Raw genomic sequence first — 18415 nt, forward strand, 5'->3', positions numbered from 1 at the left:
ATAAATTCAAACAACCTATGCTTTAACGGTCAACAATCAACACCTGATTTTGGTTATTGAACAGGTATCGGTCGTTGGCCTTTTTTTGTATTTTTTTCTCTAATCCAAATAATATATGATAGACTAACATAAAACATATCCTGCCCATACAGATTGGTAGTTGGTAGCTATTAAATCCTCAGGTGGTGCTTCAAGATTGAATAAGAAGACACGCAATACGTATCTTGTCGTTATATTCGTCATGCTTATGTGGGGGATAAATGTATCTGCCCTTAAAGTAATTGTTGAAAACTTTATGCCAATTACAATTACCTCCTTACGAATTTTAACTGCTGGGTTGGTTGTATTTATCATATTAACCTTTACAAAGTTGGTAAGACTTCCCAAGAATAAAGAATGGTTTTATGTAGTCGGCGGATCTATCTTTAGTGTGGTCATGCATCATTATTTCTTAGCAAGCGGCTTAACGATGACAAGTGCGACAAATGCTGGGTTGATTTTAGGTATGGGACCAGTTTTAACCGTTATCTTTGCAACGATCATTTTAAAACGAAAACCAACGATACTTCAATTTATCGGTTTTATCTTAGGTTTTATCGGTGTGAGCTTCACAGTGTTAGCAGGAAATGGAGGACTAAATACAATTAACATCGGCGATTTTTATATTTTATTGGCGATCCTTGCTCAGGCACTTAGTTTTATCGTCATCAAGCAAGCAGCAGAAACAATGGATCCAAGACTGCTGACTGGTTACATGTTAGTGATTGGCTCTATCGTTCTATTTCTGATTAGTCTTGGGACAGAGCCAAAGGGGATCGCTTCTTTAGGCAATGTTGATTACTCCATCTGGCTCGTGTTTCTTTTTTCAGCTATTATTGCAACTGGAGTTGGCCATATGACCTACAATTATGCCATTAGTCAATTGGGACCAGCGGAAACGTCTATATTTTTAAATTTAAATACATTTTTCTCCCTTATTGGGGCAGCAATCTTCCTAAATGAAGCCATACTATTTTCGCATTTTATCGGACTCATTTTTATTGTTTCAGGTGTAATCTTTGGTTCCGGAGGTTTGGAAGCATGGATGATTCAGCGAAGAAGAAAGCATATATTCAAGAAACGATGATGATAACTAGAACTGGGAAGGATAAGGAGGGATTTAAAGTAATATACCCCCTCTACCTCAAGAATATATTTCCTACAAATTTATCAACTTGAATTTCGATTGTTTACCCGAAAAATTGATGAAATGAATATCATTCTTAACTTCGCGAGTTGTACGATGAGGAGCGCTGGACTATAAAACTACCTAATTATCGTGCTATCTTCTAATTAGGTAGTTTTTTATACTGCAGTGTATACCTCTCTCTATGGTATTTCTATTATTTTTTTTACGGGATTATGTGGGGAATGCAGTTGATTTGGATGGGTGAGAACGAAATGAAAATGAGAAAACTTGTTGCAGAGTGATATTTCGCTCGGGCACATTATAACACCATCCCTTAGCTTAAAAAACTCCCAACAAACTCCTTATAATTTCTAGCTTTAATCAGCCTTTCAACCATTGTGCTACTGTCAATTATCTCACCAAGCATTTCATACATTGCCTGTAGGTCTTCTTGGGAATTTTTCTTAACACATAGAAGGCAAATAAATTGAACCGGTTTGTCTTCCCATCTTATTGGCTTTTCTAAAGTACATATAGTTAGAAAGGTTTTTTTAGTCTTTGGTGTTATCGGATGTGGTATTGCTACTAAATTGCCATATGAAGTCGGAGCCACTTTTTCTCTTTCGTAAACCGCTTCTAGAAACGTCTCGTCTACTATACCTCTCTTAAGCAATTCATCATTTAGAAAACTCAAAACCTCATCCATGGTTTGGTGTTTTTTCCGAAGAAACGTTAACTCCTCACTAAAATAACGATTCATCGATTGGCCTTGCTCTCCCACAAATCGTCCAATCTTCGTTAAATCGCGATCTCCTAAAATGGCATTAACTTGAATAACTGGTACTGGAATATTATCTTGAATTGGAATCGAACTGACAATAAAATCTATATCATACAAATTATAATCACGTAATTTATAATATTCCGTTGTCCCAACAACATCTAAATCCTCACCGAATTGATTTTTCAATTTATAATAGATTAATTGTGCTGTTCCAAAGCCAGACGCACATACGATTAAACAGCGCTTTGGTCCACTTTTCAACTTCCTTCTTTCAATCGCTGCTCCTATATGAAGGGCAATATAGCCAACCTCAGGTTCATCTATTTCAGTTCCTGTTTCTTCTCCGATTATTATTCCGGCATAGACAGCCGCTTCAAATGCCAATGGATAATTCTTTTTAATATCTTCCAGCATTGGATTCCGTATATTCATGCCATACTTATACCGATTAACAGCCGGCTTTAAATGAAGACATAACCCAAATATTAACTCCTTATCCTCATCAATTCCAAGGTTCAATTCTTGCTCGACTTTATTCAACGCCGATTTAACAAGATGAAAGATATCCTTATCAATTACCTCTTCAACAGCATGATTCGCCTGAGAAAGCATTTTTGTCCCAAGTAAATGTATGGCAATATAGGCTACCTCTAATTGCGGAAATTCAACTTGGAACTTTTCTTCTATCTCTTCTACGATCTCCTGCGCAACTTTATATTCTTTTTGGTTCAAAATATCCTGTAAGTCCATATTATATAATTTCACATGATTACCACTTTTTATCCGCTTATAAGCAATGGCAATATGAACGAGTAAATTATTTAACGCTATGTCTGAAAGAGTGATAGAATGGGAATTAATTTGCTCTATGATAATCTTCAAAAAAACATCAAGTACTTTCTGATCAAAGGAAGCGAGATATGGGTCCATCAGTTGCTCCCCAATATCTTCATTCCAGTCAAAAATATATTCAGCCATACAAAAGCGAAGTTTCATTTCATTTCCATTCACTTTAAAACCATAATTCGGACGTACTTCTAAGCTAAGTTCGTATTTAAGCAATATTTTTCTTACTTGCTTTAAATCATTTTGAATAGTAGACCTACTGATATACATCTCATCCGCTAAATCATCTAATTTAATATAATTCTTATTAAGTAGAAGTCGTATAATGATATATTTCGTTCTTTCCTCAGGTGTATCTGGAACAAACTCGTTCATTGATTGGCTATTACTTGATATTTCTGTTAAAAAGTCTCGGAAAAGTTGTTCATCTATAATTTTCAGCTGATACCCCTTCCCTTTTAATGACTCAATAATAGCCCCATTTCCCTTTAATAGCATCGAAAGATTTTTAATATCTTCCCTCGTGGTTCGAACTGTTACTTGAGTTAAAGAAGCTAAGTAACTACCGGTAACGGGAGCTTCAACTGCGATTAATTCTCGTAATATCGTTTTTGTTCTATATTCTAGCATCTTATTCCACCTTCTTCCGGTGTACCAGTTCCTATTAACATGATTCCTTTATCATTATTTTAACCGTAAAGTGAAATTCATTCAGTGGGGATTACAGACCGTTAATACGTGATAAAAGGCTCTGATACACATCTCGAGCCAGAACCTTTTAGAAAAAATACTAATATAATAGAGTCATCAATACCTTCTTCTTATTTTACTAATATTGACTTTACTAACAAAAGAAATACTACTTGATTCTTATTAAAACCCGTTTTGCTCGGACACCTCTTTAATCCAGTATGCACTTTTCTTCGGTGTGCGTTCCTTTGTCTTTACATCGACTGAAAAGAATCCATATCGATTTTTATAAGCGTTCATCCAAGACCAGTTGTCCATAAATGTCCAGAGGTGGTAGCCTTTTGCGTTACACCCTTCCTGGATTGCTTTATGTAACCACTTTAGATGCTCACGGATAAAGTCAATTCGGTAGTCGTCTTGAATTTCTCCTTCTTCTAAGAAGCGTTCTTCATCCTGAACTCCCATACCATTTTCCGAGATGAAGGATTCAATGTTGCCATAGTTTTCTTTTAAATTAATCATAATATCATAGATACCTTTTTCGTAAATTTCCCAGCCGCGATAAGGATTCATTTTACGCCCCGGCATATCATAGTTATCGAAGAACCAATCAGGCATGAAAGGCCCATGTGGGTTTGGCAAATGCTCTTTTGCTTTTACACGACGTGGTTGATAATAATTGACACCTAGAATATCAGTAGTGTTTGCTTTAATTAGCTCACGATCTCCATTTTCTGTAATAGGTAATTGACCGTGTTCCCGTAAAATTTCGATTAATTCTTCAGGATACTCCCCTAAGACTGCTGGATCCAAGAAGCTACGGTTGAAAAATAAATCTGCAATCTGAGAAGCTTTTAAGTCAGCAGGGTTTTGACTACGCGGATAAGATGGCGTTAGATTTAAAATTATACCTACTTTTCCATCTTTAATCGCAAATGTACGGAAAACTTCCACCGCTTTTGCATGAGCAATCATTGTGTTGTATGCAACTTGTACCGCTCGTCTTCCATCCACTACATTAGGATAATGAAAGTCATATAGGTAACCGCCTTCAACTGGCACAATTGGCTCGTTGAAAGTAAACCATTTTGAAACACGATCACCAAATAGATGGAAAGCCTCTTTAGCATATGCTGCATATGCATCAACAACAGATCTGCTTTCCCAGCCACCTTCTTCTTGTAACTCGAATGGCATATCAAAATGGTATAGGTTTACAAAAGGCTCAATCCCATTAGCAAGTAGTTCATCAATAACATTATTGTAAAATTTCACAGCCTCTTGATTGACTTCACCACGTCCACCAGGGATTAGCCGAGACCAAGAGATTGATAGCCGAAATGTGTTGTGACCAATTTTCTTCATTAATTGGATATCCTCTTTATAACGGTAATAAAAGTCAGAAGTAGATTCTGGTCCTACGCCTTCAAAAAAGCGATTTGGTTCAATTTCGTACCAATGATCCCAGATATTTTTTCCCTTTCCTTCCTCATTGGCAGCCCCCTCCATTTGCGTTGCCGAGGTTGCACTTCCCCACCAAAATCCTTCTGGGAACTTATATTGAATTGACATTTTATGTGCCTCCTTATTATTTTCTGCGATAGATTTCAATGAATTCTACTGCTAGATCCCGTATAGTCATAGCGTTCATTAAATGATCCTGTGAATGAATTAAAATAACATTCACATTCGCCCCTCCTCCATTAGCTTCCTCTTGTAATAGCTTTGTCTGAAAATCATGTGCCTTCGTTAGTTCTTCACCCGCTTCTACAATTTTTCGATCAGCCTCTTCAAAAATCCCCTCTTTGGCATCTTGAATAGCCTCCATCGCACTAGAACGACCATTTCCTGCATATAAAATGATTTGAAATGCAATTTCTGTTATGTTGTCCATACTCCTTCACCTCTCATAAGTTGCTAGCATCATACATCCCAAATAAGATGAAACCCATTTTAAAAATCGGGCCATTTTTTTATTTACTTATTCCCGCTTTTCTCTTTCTCATAATAGTTTTTATCTAGAATTTTCAAAAACGGCCACCAGATTACCATTACGACCATTATATTAAATGCCTGCAGTACCGCACCTTGCCATGCATTACCTGTTGCTAAAAATCCGCTTATAAGCGGTGGTGTAGTCCAGGGGACAATAATTCCAGCTGGCTTCGGTACGATTCCAGTTGACATCGCAATATACGTAATAATTGTTATAACAACCGGAGAGATAATCCAAGGAATCAGAACTAATGGATTCATAACAATCGGTAATCCAAAGATAATTGGCTCGTTTACGTTGAATATACCCGCTGGCGCACCAAGCTTTCCTAACTCTTTTAACTGCCTGCTTCGCCCAATCATAAAGATAAGGATGATGACCGCTAACGTCATACCAGTCCCACCCATACCAACCAAGAAAGTATCAATAAACTGTTTTGTTACAACGTTTGGCAACTCAAGACCAGCTTGGAACGCTTGTAGGTTTTCATCGTTTAATGCGTACCAAATTGGATCAAATACAGAGTTTACGATAATTTGACCATGTAAACCAAAGAACCAGAAAACTTGAATTAAAAGTACTGCAACAATAGTTGCTGGCAAGCCACTACCTAGAGCAGTCAATGGCTGTTGAATGATGGTATAGATAAAGTTCTGTATGGTTTCAAATGGTGTATAGCTAAAAATAATACGAATGATTAAAAAGAATGATAATGTTAATGTGATTGGAATTAACGCACTAAATGATTTAGAAACTGCATCTGGAACGCCTGGTGGCATTTTGATTGTCCAATCTTTCTGTGTAAAAAACCGGTATAGTTCAGCCGAAACGAATGCTGTAATGATTCCTAAGAACATCCCTTGTGCACCTAAGCTTACTGTTGGAATAACACCTGACACTCCCTCAACCACTTGCGGTGTTAAGATTAAGAATGAAGCTAAAGCAACCGCCCCACCATAAATAGCCTCCAAACCATATTGCTCGGTTAGCTTATATCCAATACCAATAATGACAAACAAACCCATAATACTTAAGGTTGCGGCTGAAGCAGGCCCTAATGCATCTTGATAGGTTACAAATGCTTTTTCCCCAATCAATTTATCTAAAAATGGCAGATTTGCGAGCACAACGAATATTGAACCAAAAATAATTAATGGTAATGAAACCATGAAGCCGTCACGTAATGCCGTCAAATATTTATTATTGTTAAGTTTGTCTGCAATTGGTAACAGTATATTTTCCAAGACTTCCATAAACCTGTTCATTTTTTGCTCCCCCTCTTAATAATTATTCACCAATTAGCTCCAATGCTTTATTTAAAACCGCTTCTCCATCTACACGACCATAAGCCATGGGATCAATAATATCTAATGGAACTCCAGCCTTCTCTGCCACTACTGAGAATTTCTTCTTCATAAATCTCATTTGCGGGCCGATTAAAAGAACATCAGCCTTTTCGATTTCAGTTGGTGCTTTATCTTGTGCAACAGCCCAAATATTGACTTCTACTCCTCTAGAAGCAGCTGCTTCTTTCATCTTGTTAACTAAAAGACTTGTTGACATTCCTGACGAGCATGCTAATAATATATTTTTCATTTGATAATTCCTCCTAGTTTCTAATGTAATTTATTTCCTATCTATTATTTATAGTAACGCTAAAGCGATTTCATTAACACGCATTGTTTTTCCTCTAGGAAGGGGAAGTTATTAAACGCTCTCACTACTTTTTCACTTCTCGTAAATTTATAACAGACTCCGCATAATAACAATCTGTTTTAGTTTTTTGCTTGTGCAATGCCTCCAAGTCAAATCATAAAGATTCTTCTTGGTAGTTTCTTTAAAACACTTCTCATCTAAGTTATTCTTTTTCTTTATGCGCTTTCATGTTATTTTATATTGAGTAAGAAAACTAGTACTTAGGAGATGAGAAACATGCTTATAGGTGGGATTGAAGCAGGTGGTACCAAATTTGTATGTGCTGTTGGAGATGAATCAGGAAATGTTTTAGACAAGGTAACATTCCCTACAGAAGACCCTGTAAATACACTGGGTGCAGCAAAGCAATTCTTCAACAATTATAATATCCAAGCACTAGGCGTAGGAAGTTTTGGCCCTGTTGACTTGAATAAAAAAAGTAAAACATTTGGCAGGATTTTAAACACACCGAAGCTAGAATGGAAGCAGTACCGTCTATTAGATCAGCTAAAACTAGATTATAATATACCAATAACGTTAGATACGGATGTCAATGCTGCAGCATTAGGAGAATTCAAATATGGTGCTGCAAAAAATGCTGCTAGTGTCCTTTATATCACTGTAGGCACAGGTATTGGAGCCGGATTTGTGAAAGACGGACAGACTTATATTGGCAAAAATCATCCCGAGATGGGACACATCTTTATTCAGCAAAGAAAAGACGATAATTTTGAAGGAAACTGTCCTTACCATGGTACCTGTTTAGAAGGTTTGGCTTCAGGACCAGCGATTGAAAAGCGCTTTGGTAAAAAAGGAGATTTATTAGGAACAGATCATGTTGCATGGGAAATGACAGCAGACTATTTAGCACAAGCTATCATTAATTATCTTCTTATTCTTTCTCCTGAAAAAGTAATCATTGGTGGTGGCGTAATGAAACAGGAGCAGCTATATCCACTTATTCGTAAAAAAGTAATGGCATTGTCGAATACATACATGCAGCTTGAAAATTTGGATGAAATGATTGTAGCACCTACATTAAATGATGAACAGGGGATTAAAGGTGCTATTGCGCTGGCTTTGTTGGGCTGAATGGGAAAAACTGAGACATAACTCATAAACAGTCATGAGTATCGAAAAAAGGTTCCGATCATTTGTGACGGAACCTTTTTGTAGGGTGATTTTCATGAACTATCAGTTGGTTTCTGTTCTTACATCTTTATAACTATTCTAAGTAATTTCATTTAAGTATGAGAAACAACCAACTCCGCTTCACCGGTAAGCTCATATGTTTCAACACTATGTGGGATTACAAAGTGACTCCCCTTCTCTATTTCAAAATCCTGACCATTCACTGTTAGCTTTGCTTGACCTGCAATGACACTCACCTGTAAAAAGTCCTCATCCATCGTAAGTGCAGCATTACCGTTTAACTCCCAGTGATACACAGAAAAATACTTCTCTTCCACCAATTTCTTAACTGTTAAATCGCCTACCACATTTTCCGTTTGTTCTACCTCTGCATCTTGATGTGGAACTGTTGTTACTTGTTTTGCACGTTCTAAATGCAGTTCACGCTTATTCCCCGCTACATCTGTTCGGTTATAATCATATACTCGATACGTAATGTCTGAACTTTGTTGTATTTCCAAGATTACAATACCTTTTCCAATTGCATGAATCGTACCACTTGGAACATATACAAAATCTCCGGCCTTTACACTGACACGGCGTAACAATTGATCCCATTCACCACGATTGATCATATCTTCAAGTTCTTCTTGTGTCGTTGCATGATGTCCTAACACAAGCTCCGCACCCTCTTCTGCACTTAAAACATACCAGCACTCTGTCTTTCCATATGGTACGTCTTCTACTTCTTGTGCAAATTGATCATTCGGGTGTACTTGCACGGACAGATTATCAGCTGCATCTAAAATTTTTACTAATAAAGGATAATCACCCTCATAGTCTTTACGCCTATTAAATAATTCACCATGCGACATCCAAGCATCTGCTAAAGTCTTTCCCTTTAATGGACCATTCTCTATAATGCTTGGCCCATTAGGATGAGCAGAGACAACCCAAGCCTCACCAGTGTGTTCATAAGGAATGTCATAATTAAATTGTGTATTTAGTTTTTGTCCACCCCAGATTCTTTCTTGAAATACAGGTTGTAGAAAAATAGGTTCGTTATACATAGTGACCTCCATTAATCTAATTTTTCTTTTATGTACAGTGTCATTCTATCATAAGAGGAACAGAAGAAAACACAAGGTTCCCTTCTGTCATTTTAGTAGATAGCCCCTCAAACTAGCTTATCGTATCTAACAGCTCATAAGCTTCTTCTGAACTGCGCACATTCAAAAGCTGCTCTCTAAACTCTTCGTCCATCAATTTACGGGATAACATTTGTAAAATCTTTAAATGAGTGTCTCCAGCACTTTCCTCTGGTACTGCAATCATAAAGATGAGCTTCGCCTTCGTTCCGTCTAAACTTTGCCAGTCAACACCGTCTCGCTTAATACCAAATGCAACCGCAGGGCGTTTCACTGTGTTTGACTTGCCGTGCGGAATTGCGATATTCATACCGAGTCCTGTTGTGCTTTGACTTTCACGATTTAAAATTGCTTGTCTAAAAACCTCTTTCGAATTTAAAATTCCGGATGCATCAAACTTTCCAATAAGCTCATCGATAACATCATCACGAGTTTCACCAGCTAAATCCGTTTCAATTAAATCAATATTCGTAATAGAGGTTAGTTTATTGATTTCTTCTATTTCAACTTCCTCGGATTCAGCATCTTCTTGAACTTCCTCATTTAAATCACCGATCGTACCTCCACCTGCCACTGCAAGAGTTGACTCGTCAACCACGTCTTTCTTCAAGAAGTTAACCATAAATGCCGTTACAATAACTCCAATAATGGATGCAATAAAGAACATCGCTACATTATCTACCGCACCTAACACAGCTACGATTGGTCCACCATGGGCAACCCGATCACCTACATTACCAATCATCGCAATAACGGATCCAACCATAGAACCAACAACAATACTTGGTATTACACGAAGTGGATCTTGTGCTGCGAATGGTATCGCACCTTCTGTAATGCCAAAAAGGCCCATCGTAAAAGAGGCTTTTCCAGCTTCTTTTTCATTATCTAGATATTTTTTCTTATTCATCATCGTTGCTAGTCCCATTCCAATTGGTGGGATACAAATAGCAACAGCAATTGGTCCCATAATTTCATAGTTACCTTCTGCTATCATGGCAGATCCAAATAAGAAAGCAACTTTATTGAATGGTCCACCCATATCTATCGCAATCATCGCACCAAGAATAAGTGCCAATAAAATCGAGCTTGATCCTTCCATACCTGCAAGCCATACCGTTAACGCCTCAAAGATTTGTGCAACTGGTGCACCGATAACAAAGATAAATAATAATCCAACAATAAAGGATGCAATAATTGGAATAAATATGATCGGCATAACAGGTTGAACAGCTTTTGGTACTTTAATTTTCTTAATAGCCAATGCAACATAACCAGCTAGAAAACCAGCAATAATCCCACCGATAAAACCTGCGCCAGCTTCACTACCGTAAAAACTTCCGTTAGCAGCAATATAACCACCAATCATACCTGGTACAAGGCCTGGTCTATCAGCAATACTTACAGCAATGAATCCAGCTAATATCGGAACCATAAACATAAATGCTGTACTGCCAAGAGATTCAATTTGTTTCCAGATCGAATCTTCCGGTATCACGATTCCACCTGGAGTTTGCTCTCCACCAAGTGTCAATGCAATCGCAATCAATAAACCACCGACAACAATAAATGGCACCATATAGGAAACACCATTCATTAGATGTTTATAAATAGGATTTTCCTTTTTCTTACGTTCGTTCTTAATATTTTCTGCATCTCTTAATGCAGGACGATAAATAGCTACATCACCACTTTGGATTTGTTCAATCAATTCCTTTGGTTTACGAATTCCATCCTGTACACCTGTCACAATCAGTTTCTTCCCTACAAAACGTTCCTTTGATACCTCTTTATCAGCAGCAATAATAATTGCATCTGCTTCTTCGATGTCTTGTTCCGTTAATGGATTCTCTACACCAATTGATCCTTGCGTCTCCACTTTTATGTCAATACCCATTTCTTCGCCTGCTTTTTGTAAATTTTCTGCAGCCATGTACGTATGAGCAATTCCAACTGGACAAGCTGTCACAGCTAATACTTTCATCATGTATCCTCCTTGAAAAGTAATTGCGTTCTAAACTTATTATAACTCTAGCTTGTCCATGAATAAGTTTTTATTTTTACCGGAACTAGTGGTAATAAATGATCAATTAGACCTTACCATACATAAAAAAGAAAGCAGGCTTAATAACCTACTCTCTTCTCTAAAACGTCTATAAATGTTTGCATGTTTTGCACATTTGCTAGTTCCTTCCCTATTAACGGTTCCTCGCTGATTGCTGCAATTTGTCCGATAACTTCCCTAGTTATTTTTTGATCGGCATTTGCTATTGCAAGCATGAAGACAACAGAGACAAATTCATTTCCCCATTCAATCGGATCCTTCAAAACAGCTACTGCGATCGCCGATTTTTTTATAAGAACAGGATCAGCGTGTGGTATAGCAATACCTCCGCCAATTGAGGTTGCAGATTTTCTTTCTCTAAGTAGTGCGCTATGAGTAAAGTTTTCCTTTACATATCCTTTTTGAATCAGTGCATTTCCGAGTAACTCAACTACTTCATAACGATGTTCCCTGTCCACTTCGAGGAAGAACAAATCTTTAGAGATGAAGCTTTGAATTAAAGAACCGCTACTTTTTTCAACCTTATGATCTAGCTCATCCAAAAACTGACTAAGCTTTTCCTTATCTTTTGTCTCCAGCAAAGGAGAAATAACAATAAAGGGTACCTCCACTTTTTCTAGTGGAACGGTAGAAATAATAAAATCTACTTCTTTTGTCTTTAAAACTTGATCTATCTCTGCTCTACTTATACAAGCGACAATTTCAATTCCCTTATAATTTTGAGCAATTTTAGCCTCAAGTAAATGGGACATCCCTACACCCATATGACAGACAATTAAAGTTTTCCTACGTTCATTTTTGAATCCTTCCATTCTTTCTATAGAGGCTTGGAAATGTAAAACGAGATATGCAGCCTCATCCTCTTTAATATCAAGATTATATGTTTGCCTTATCTCTCCCAATGCCAAAATAATCATGCTAAACATGTACGGGTACATCTTTTTAATTTCAAGTAACATTGGGTTCGTAATGGGAAAACCATATCGGATGCGATTAATCACAGAATGCATATGCACAACTAATCCTTTTTCTAGTACCGCATCTTTTTTAAATGGAAACAATGTTAGTTTGCTTAGCTTCCTAATTAGATTAGATACTACTTCCAGTAAAAAGGAATCGGAACTTAATTTATCATTTAGACCGTCTTCAGTCACCTTACTGCTTATAAGATGCCAAGTAAAATAAACACGTTCATCTTCAGGAAAAGAAATTCGAAATACGGCTTCCAGTTGTTCAAAAAAAGAGACAGCATAGCGATACTCTTCCTGACCAAAAACGTGTACTTTTTCTTTTTCATTAACAAGCACAGGCGATTTTTGTCTCGTACGCTTTAGCATAATGAGAGCATGTACAAGGAGACTCTCCATTGCTTCATCTGTAAAAGATAAACGATAGTTCAGCCGCAGATCACGCAACGCTTTCTTAATTGTCGTAATCTCATGGGGCAAAAATAAATCAAGGACGTATTTTCGATCGGCCGTTGAAACTAGTAGCGGCAGCCGTGATAATGCTTGGCGTTTCTGCAATTCTGTCCCCTTAATCATGTGCCCAAGCCCTGGTTTAGAAATCAATTCCAGGTCAAAAGACGCTAACCAATGCTGTATGTTGTCCAATTCTTTCTTAATCACAGTCTTTGCCACATAATATTTATTTACAAAGGCTTGGATTGTAACCGGATTATTACTTGTAAGTAATTGAAAAGCAATTTCTATAATTCGCTCTCCCTTACCTTGAAAAGGAGACGTTGATAAAAGCAAGTGCAATACTTCTATACGTTCCGTTTCATCCATTTCAAGCGTAACACCAACACCTGGCTTTCGCTCGATACTGCCATTTGACACCTCGACTAAATATAAATCAATTTGTTTTAAATCATTTCGCACTGTCTTCTCTGAACAATCTAGTCGCGAGGCAAGTTCTTGGATAAGGAGCGGGACTTGATATTCAGTTAAAAGTATTTTTAGAAGTTCTTTTTGTCTTTCATTCATAGTTTATCTACTCCTATGTAAGAGTTTAGACTAATAGGTGATGAAGAAGCAATGAATATCTACAGGGGAAGTTATGAACTGAGGATATTTGGGCAGATTAAGATGTATACATTTTGCAAGCAAAAGGAGGCGAATTCTTTGTCTGATTTTTGTCCGATGCCGTGGCCTGAGGAACCGGTCCCAAAAGACGTTAGAGAGTGCAAGGAATGCGGGTTATACCTACAAGGCTCACGTATGGTGTGGGGTGAAGGACATCCAAATGCACCTATTATGGTTATTCTTGATAATCCTGGTGCACGTGAAGATCGTGAAGGTAATGCATTTGTTTGTGGCACAAGGCAGACACTTCAGCAGGGTGCCAAAGAGGTTGGACTAGAAATGGAGGAATTGTATATTACATACATTTTAAAAAGAAGGCCGGTACGTGCTTATGATAAAGAGCTAGTCCGACAAGTCTGCATGATGCACTTGACTCAACAGCTTCAACTTAAACAGCCAGATTTTATTCTCTGTTTAGGAAATGTTGCAGTCCAATCTTTTTTCCAAGATCCCGATGTAGATGTAAAATCACTGCGCGGCTTCATGCATGAAATACATGGGTTTAAGACAGCGGTGGCTTATCATCCATTAGCTGTCAGACGCCGACCGAATTTACGCTCATTATTCATTGAGGATTTAACTTTTATTGCCAATCACTACCGTAAAATGCAGTCTTGAAGACCTAATCCATTTCTTTACTGTAAAACCTTGCTCGGAATAAAACAGGCTTGCCGACCTCCTTTCCAACTAAAAATCCGAGTTTAACTTCTTCATCATAGAATTCACCATTAATTATTACAGAAAGGTCTATCATTATTCAGCTGTGGACAGACAAAAACAAAATAAAATCCGGAATTGAAATCGCTTACAAATTGGTGTATATTTTAGATTAATAGATAGAGAATATTATATCAACCAAGAATTTTCCATATATTAAAAAAGGAGGATGTTAGATGGGAAAAGTTAAAAACAGATGGTTAATTGCTGCTTCAGCCTTAGGTATTCATCTTTCCATTGGTTCTGCTTATGCATGGAGTGTGTTTACAAATCCTATGGTCGAGCAGTACGGATGGGACACGGCGCAGGTATCTACAGCATTCAGTATCGCAATTTTCTTTTTAGGAATGTCCGCCGCTTTTATGGGTAGATTTGTAGAGAAGCATGGTCCTAAAAAATCCGGGATGCTTTCTGCCTTATTTTTCAGCGTTGGAGTCGCTGGTTCGGGACTTGCTACATTAACAGAATCCTTACTATTATTATACTTATTCTATGGTGTTATTGGTGGGATTGGGCTCGGAATTGGTTACATCGCGCCGGTTTCTACACTTGTGAAATGGTTCCCGGATCGCAGGGGGCTTGCTACTGGACTAGCTATTATGGGATTTGGATTTGCGGCAATGATTTCCGGCCCTCTTGCTGCAGCGTTAATTGACGCAATCAATATTCCCGCCACCTTCTTTATATTAGGAGTAATATACTTTACTGTCATGAACCTTTCCTCCCTTTATTTAGCGCCGCCACCAAAAGATTGGGTACCAAAAGGATTTGAGGAAAAGAAATCCAGTAACCAAAAGATCAAACCCGATCTATCTCAGTTAACAGCAAATGAAGCAATTAAAACACGACGTTTCTGGTTTCTTTGGTTCATGTTATTTATCAATATTACATGTGGCATTGCGATTCTTGCAGTTGCATCTCCAATGGCACAGGAGATCACAGGGATGACCGCGCTTGCTGCAGCTACGATGGTCGGCATCATGGGTGTGTTTAATGGTGCCGGTCGACTAGGCTGGGCCTCGTTAAGTGATTATATTGGACGCCCGAATGTATACACCGTATTTTTTGTTATTCAAGTTGCTGCATTCTTTATATTACCTTTTGCAAGCAACCCAATCGTTTTCCAAATTTTATTGTTTGCAATTCTTTCGTGTTATGGTGGAGGATTCGCTTCGATTCCTGCGTATATTGGGGATTTATTCGGTACAAAGCAGCTGGGCGCTATACACGGTTACATCTTGACTGCCTGGGCAATGGCTGGTTTAGCTGGACCGCTTCTTTTATCCCTGATTTATGATTCAACCAATAGTTATGATTTGACTATGATGATTTTTAGTTTATTATTCGTCGTCGCCTTGGCACTTTCCTTATGGATACGACTAGATATAAAAAGAATCCGAAACAAGAAGGAAGTAACACCACTTGCTTATGAAAAGGGAAGTGTGTTGAATAAGTAAACGATTAGGCAAAGGTATCCATGTACCTTCTTATAAACTGAAACTTCATTCAGTCGGAGTTTTTGTTTTTCTTCCACTGAATGAAGTTTCAGTTTATGTAAGTGTTGATTTTGTTAGTTAAATATGTAGTTAATACACTAATTCACATTTACCACGAATACGTGTTAGCATCCTAAGTAAATATAACGTGTCAATGGCATACTTTGCTTACCATCACGGGAGACCAATCCACCTATTTATTGAACTTTCTACCTCCTAATGACATAATAAATTGTATAAAACCAAGTAAATTAATAGGATTACAACTTACGGAAGGTTACTCAAACTAACGGAGGGATATGGAATGAAAATCACAGAGCTACAAACGATGGAGGAACGTGCTGATTTACTCAAGAAAACAGTTGCTCCCTTTACAGAACGAGCTGCACAGCATGATAAGAAAGGCACTTTTCCTTTTGAAAACTTCAACGCACTAAAAAGTATCGGTTATCCAGCTCTTACATTACCTAAAAAGTATGGTGGTGGCGAGATTTCTCTCAGTGAAATGCTTTACCTGCAAGCGATCATCGGTAAAGCAGACGGGTCAACAGCCCTTTCCATTGGCTGGCATATGGGAATCATGAAACATCTTGGCGAAAATAATATCTGGGATAAGGATAAGTTTGCAAGCGTAGCAAAAGACGTGGTTGCAACTGGTTCCTTGCTGAATAACGCAGCATCCGAACCGGCCACTGGCAGTCCGACACGTGGAGGAAAGCCGGAAACGTATGCCAAGAAAACCGAACAAGGGTGGGTAATTAATGGCAGAAAAACATTCACGACCCTCGCTCCAATTCTTGATTATTTTGTAGTAAGTGCCTCGATTGATGGGACGGAGAAAATAGGTAACTTTTTAATTAAACATGATATTAAAGGAGTAAGCATTGATGAAACCTGGGATTCCATTGCTATGAGAGGAACAGGCAGTCACGACCTCGTTCTCGAAAATGTGCAGGTAGAAAAAGATGATCTCGTGGAAGAACTCACAGGTGGAAAGAGAAAAGCAACGGGTTGGCTGCTTCATATTCCAGCCTGTTATCTCGGTATCGCCCGCGCTGCTCAGGATTATGCTAATCAATTTGCTAGAACTTATTCACCTAACAGCATATCCGGAACCATTTCCGACTTGCCAAACGTCAAACAGAAGATGGGAGAAATGGAATTAGCGATATTAGAATCAAAACACTTCCTTTTCTCTGTAGCTAGAAAATGGGACGGAGCAGATGAAAGCATGAGGCAAACAATGGGACCAGAGCTTGGCGCCGTAAAATTATCGGTTGTCAACAAGGCAATTCATGTAGTGGATCTAGCGATGCGTATCGTCGGTGCCCGAAGTCTGTCAGAGAACAATCCATTACAGCGCTATTACCGCGATGTTCGTGCCGGCCTTCATAACCCGCCGATGGATGATATGACGATTATGAATTTGGCTCAAACGAAAAATAATTAAGTTACATGGGGGAATGTCGGGGACTCTCGTTCCCCCCTCCCTTAACATTCCCGCATCGTTGCTTCTGATTGGTATACTTTATGCCTTTATCGTAAACTGGCCCCGAAGAGATAGTAGTTGGTGCTTAAAGGGAAAATAAATTCACAAGCTAGAGTCAATAAAAAACTTAGAATAATTTAGATACCACAACTTTTAGTACTTCTCTTTTTTAATTATTTCAAGCAATTACAATATCTCCTTTTCCATTTTTATAAAGAAATTCTTTAACCTCATCCATCGTTGGCATTCCACCTTGAGCTCCCAGCTTCGTAACAGATAAGGCTGCTGCTGCATTTGCAAATTCACAAGCAGTTTGTAAATCGTATTTTTGACTGATAGCATAACCGAATGCTCCGTTAAACGTATCACCGGCACCCGTAGTATCTACTGCTTTAACAGGGTAACTAGATATTTTAATAATATCATTTCCATCAAAATACATAACTCCACTTTTCCCCTCTGTAACAATCAGTTTTTGTGGGTATTGTTTTAAACTCATCATTCCTTCTGACGTTAACTGAGAAAGCTCTGATTGATTAGGTGTAATATAATCCGCATATTCTACTAATGAAGAAGGAAGTTCTTGGGCAGGAGCTGGATCTAAGATAAATGTAGTTCCATACTTATGACAAAGCCTTGCAGCCTCGTCTACTGATTCAATAGGAATCTCTAGTTGGGCAAGCACAACGTCACTTTCCGCAATTTGCTTTTCGAACTTTCTTATATAATCAGGTGTTACATATTTATTGGCTCCTTGTACGACAATAATATCATTGTCTTGATCTGCTAAAGTAACAACTGCTACTCCTGAAGATATATCAGGTAATGTTTCTACTCCACCTAAGAATATACTTTCCTTCTCTAGAAATTCTATTAAATTGGCACCAAACGTATCTTCTCCAACTCTTCCAATCATATGAACTTCAGCCCCAAGACGCGAAATGGCAACAGCTTGATTCGCCCCTTTCCCGCCCGGAATAATCTGGAAGTCATTTCCTAAGATTGTTTCACCGGCTATGGGACGCTTGGAGGCACTCACCACTAAGTCCATATTTATACTTCCAACTACTGAAACCACTGGTTTCTTCATACAATCTCCTCCA

At 38.1% G+C, this 18415-nt stretch carries 14 protein-coding genes; 5 read left to right on the plus strand and 9 right to left on the minus strand.

The genetic code is table 11. The features are described 5' to 3' along the window. The first annotated feature begins 196 nt into the window (after nt 1-196). A complete protein-coding gene (locus IEX94_RS04445) occupies nt 197-1126 on the plus strand; it encodes a DMT family transporter (RefSeq protein ID WP_229782565.1) in 930 nt (309 codons plus the stop codon). Nucleotides 1127-1502: 376 nt separating this feature from the next. Here the strand turns inward: IEX94_RS04445 and IEX94_RS04450 are convergent, their stop codons facing one another. The 5 genes from IEX94_RS04450 to IEX94_RS04470 all read right to left on the minus strand — a co-directional run bounded on the left by IEX94_RS04450 (nt 1503) and on the right by IEX94_RS04470 (nt 7080). Beyond that, entirely contained in the window at nt 1503-3428 is a 1926-nt protein-coding gene (locus tag IEX94_RS04450; RefSeq protein WP_188856193.1) for a BglG family transcription antiterminator, read from the minus strand. Between the two features lie 243 nt (nt 3429-3671). Next, on the minus strand, nt 3672-5060 hold the full coding sequence (gene gmuD / locus IEX94_RS04455; RefSeq protein WP_188856194.1) for a 6-phospho-beta-glucosidase GmuD: 1389 nt from the start codon (nt 5058-5060) through the stop codon (nt 3672-3674). Between the two features lie 16 nt (nt 5061-5076). Continuing rightward, the gene (locus IEX94_RS04460; RefSeq protein WP_156855094.1) at nt 5077-5382 is read right to left on the minus strand and encodes a PTS sugar transporter subunit IIA; all 306 of its coding nucleotides are present in this window, start codon (nt 5380-5382) and stop codon (nt 5077-5079) included. Between the two features lie 83 nt (nt 5383-5465). Continuing rightward, nucleotides 5466-6749, minus strand: a complete 1284-nt coding sequence (celB, locus tag IEX94_RS04465) for a PTS cellobiose transporter subunit IIC (RefSeq protein ID WP_156855096.1) — start codon at nt 6747-6749, stop codon at nt 5466-5468. A 22-nt stretch (nt 6750-6771) separates the two neighbouring features. After that, a complete protein-coding gene (locus IEX94_RS04470; protein WP_156855098.1) occupies nt 6772-7080 on the minus strand; it encodes a PTS sugar transporter subunit IIB in 309 nt (102 codons plus the stop codon). A gap of 336 nt (nt 7081-7416) precedes the next feature. Here IEX94_RS04470 and IEX94_RS04475 point away from each other — a divergent pair, with 336 nt between their 5' ends. Further along, entirely contained in the window at nt 7417-8271 is an 855-nt protein-coding gene (locus tag IEX94_RS04475) for an ROK family protein (RefSeq protein WP_188856195.1), read from the plus strand. Nucleotides 8272-8423: 152 nt separating this feature from the next. On the opposite strand, the gene manA is transcribed toward IEX94_RS04475, so the two are convergent. The 3 genes from manA to IEX94_RS04490 all read right to left on the minus strand — a co-directional run bounded on the left by manA (nt 8424) and on the right by IEX94_RS04490 (nt 13511). Beyond that, entirely contained in the window at nt 8424-9380 is a 957-nt protein-coding gene (gene manA, locus IEX94_RS04480; RefSeq protein WP_188856196.1) for a mannose-6-phosphate isomerase, class I, read from the minus strand. A gap of 112 nt (nt 9381-9492) precedes the next feature. Further along, nucleotides 9493-11442, minus strand: a complete 1950-nt coding sequence (locus tag IEX94_RS04485; protein WP_188856197.1) for a PTS fructose transporter subunit IIABC — start codon at nt 11440-11442, stop codon at nt 9493-9495. A gap of 140 nt (nt 11443-11582) precedes the next feature. Further along, nucleotides 11583-13511 (minus strand): BglG family transcription antiterminator, encoded by a 1929-nt coding sequence (locus IEX94_RS04490; protein WP_188856198.1) that lies wholly within the window; start codon nt 13509-13511, stop codon nt 11583-11585. Between the two features lie 138 nt (nt 13512-13649). Here IEX94_RS04490 and IEX94_RS04495 point away from each other — a divergent pair, with 138 nt between their 5' ends. From IEX94_RS04495 to IEX94_RS04505, 3 genes are all read left to right on the plus strand, one after another. Beyond that, nucleotides 13650-14228 (plus strand): uracil-DNA glycosylase, encoded by a 579-nt coding sequence (locus IEX94_RS04495; protein ID WP_156855249.1) that lies wholly within the window; start codon nt 13650-13652, stop codon nt 14226-14228. 275 nt (nt 14229-14503) lie between these two features. After that, the gene (locus IEX94_RS04500; protein ID WP_188856199.1) at nt 14504-15784 is read left to right on the plus strand and encodes an L-lactate MFS transporter; all 1281 of its coding nucleotides are present in this window, start codon (nt 14504-14506) and stop codon (nt 15782-15784) included. A gap of 343 nt (nt 15785-16127) precedes the next feature. Beyond that, nucleotides 16128-17273, plus strand: a complete 1146-nt coding sequence (locus IEX94_RS04505) for an acyl-CoA dehydrogenase family protein (RefSeq protein WP_188856200.1) — start codon at nt 16128-16130, stop codon at nt 17271-17273. 217 nt (nt 17274-17490) lie between these two features. On the opposite strand, the gene rbsK is transcribed toward IEX94_RS04505, so the two are convergent. Further along, nucleotides 17491-18402 carry a ribokinase gene (gene rbsK, locus IEX94_RS04510; protein WP_188856201.1) on the minus strand — a complete coding sequence of 304 codons (912 nt, stop codon included), beginning with the start codon at nt 18400-18402 and terminating at the stop codon, nt 17491-17493. Between the last annotated feature and the right edge of the window lie 13 nt (nt 18403-18415).

The sequence above is a fragment of the Oceanobacillus indicireducens genome (assembly GCF_014647195.1).
GTDB lineage: Bacteria > Bacillota > Bacilli > Bacillales > Amphibacillaceae > Oceanobacillus > Oceanobacillus indicireducens.

What these genes read in the sequence shown, in the direction of transcription:
- IEX94_RS04450 (WP_188856193.1), bottom strand. Translation starts at nt 3,428, where the DNA reads ATGCTAGAATATAGAACAAAAACGATATTACGAGAATTAATCGCAGTT.
- gmuD (WP_188856194.1), bottom strand. Translation starts at nt 5,060, where the DNA reads ATGTCAATTCAATATAAGTTCCCAGAAGGATTTTGGTGGGGAAGTGCA.
- IEX94_RS04460 (WP_156855094.1), bottom strand. Translation starts at nt 5,382, where the DNA reads ATGGACAACATAACAGAAATTGCATTTCAAATCATTTTATATGCAGGA.
- celB (WP_156855096.1), bottom strand. Translation starts at nt 6,749, where the DNA reads ATGAACAGGTTTATGGAAGTCTTGGAAAATATACTGTTACCAATTGCA.
- IEX94_RS04470 (WP_156855098.1), bottom strand. Translation starts at nt 7,080, where the DNA reads ATGAAAAATATATTATTAGCATGCTCGTCAGGAATGTCAACAAGTCTT.
- IEX94_RS04475 (WP_188856195.1), top strand. Translation starts at nt 7,417, where the DNA reads ATGCTTATAGGTGGGATTGAAGCAGGTGGTACCAAATTTGTATGTGCT.
- manA (WP_188856196.1), bottom strand. Translation starts at nt 9,380, where the DNA reads ATGTATAACGAACCTATTTTTCTACAACCTGTATTTCAAGAAAGAATC.
- IEX94_RS04485 (WP_188856197.1), bottom strand. Translation starts at nt 11,442, where the DNA reads ATGAAAGTATTAGCTGTGACAGCTTGTCCAGTTGGAATTGCTCATACG.
- IEX94_RS04490 (WP_188856198.1), bottom strand. Translation starts at nt 13,511, where the DNA reads ATGAATGAAAGACAAAAAGAACTTCTAAAAATACTTTTAACTGAATAT.
- IEX94_RS04500 (WP_188856199.1), top strand. Translation starts at nt 14,504, where the DNA reads ATGGGAAAAGTTAAAAACAGATGGTTAATTGCTGCTTCAGCCTTAGGT.
- IEX94_RS04505 (WP_188856200.1), top strand. Translation starts at nt 16,128, where the DNA reads ATGAAAATCACAGAGCTACAAACGATGGAGGAACGTGCTGATTTACTC.
- rbsK (WP_188856201.1), bottom strand. Translation starts at nt 18,402, where the DNA reads ATGAAGAAACCAGTGGTTTCAGTAGTTGGAAGTATAAATATGGACTTA.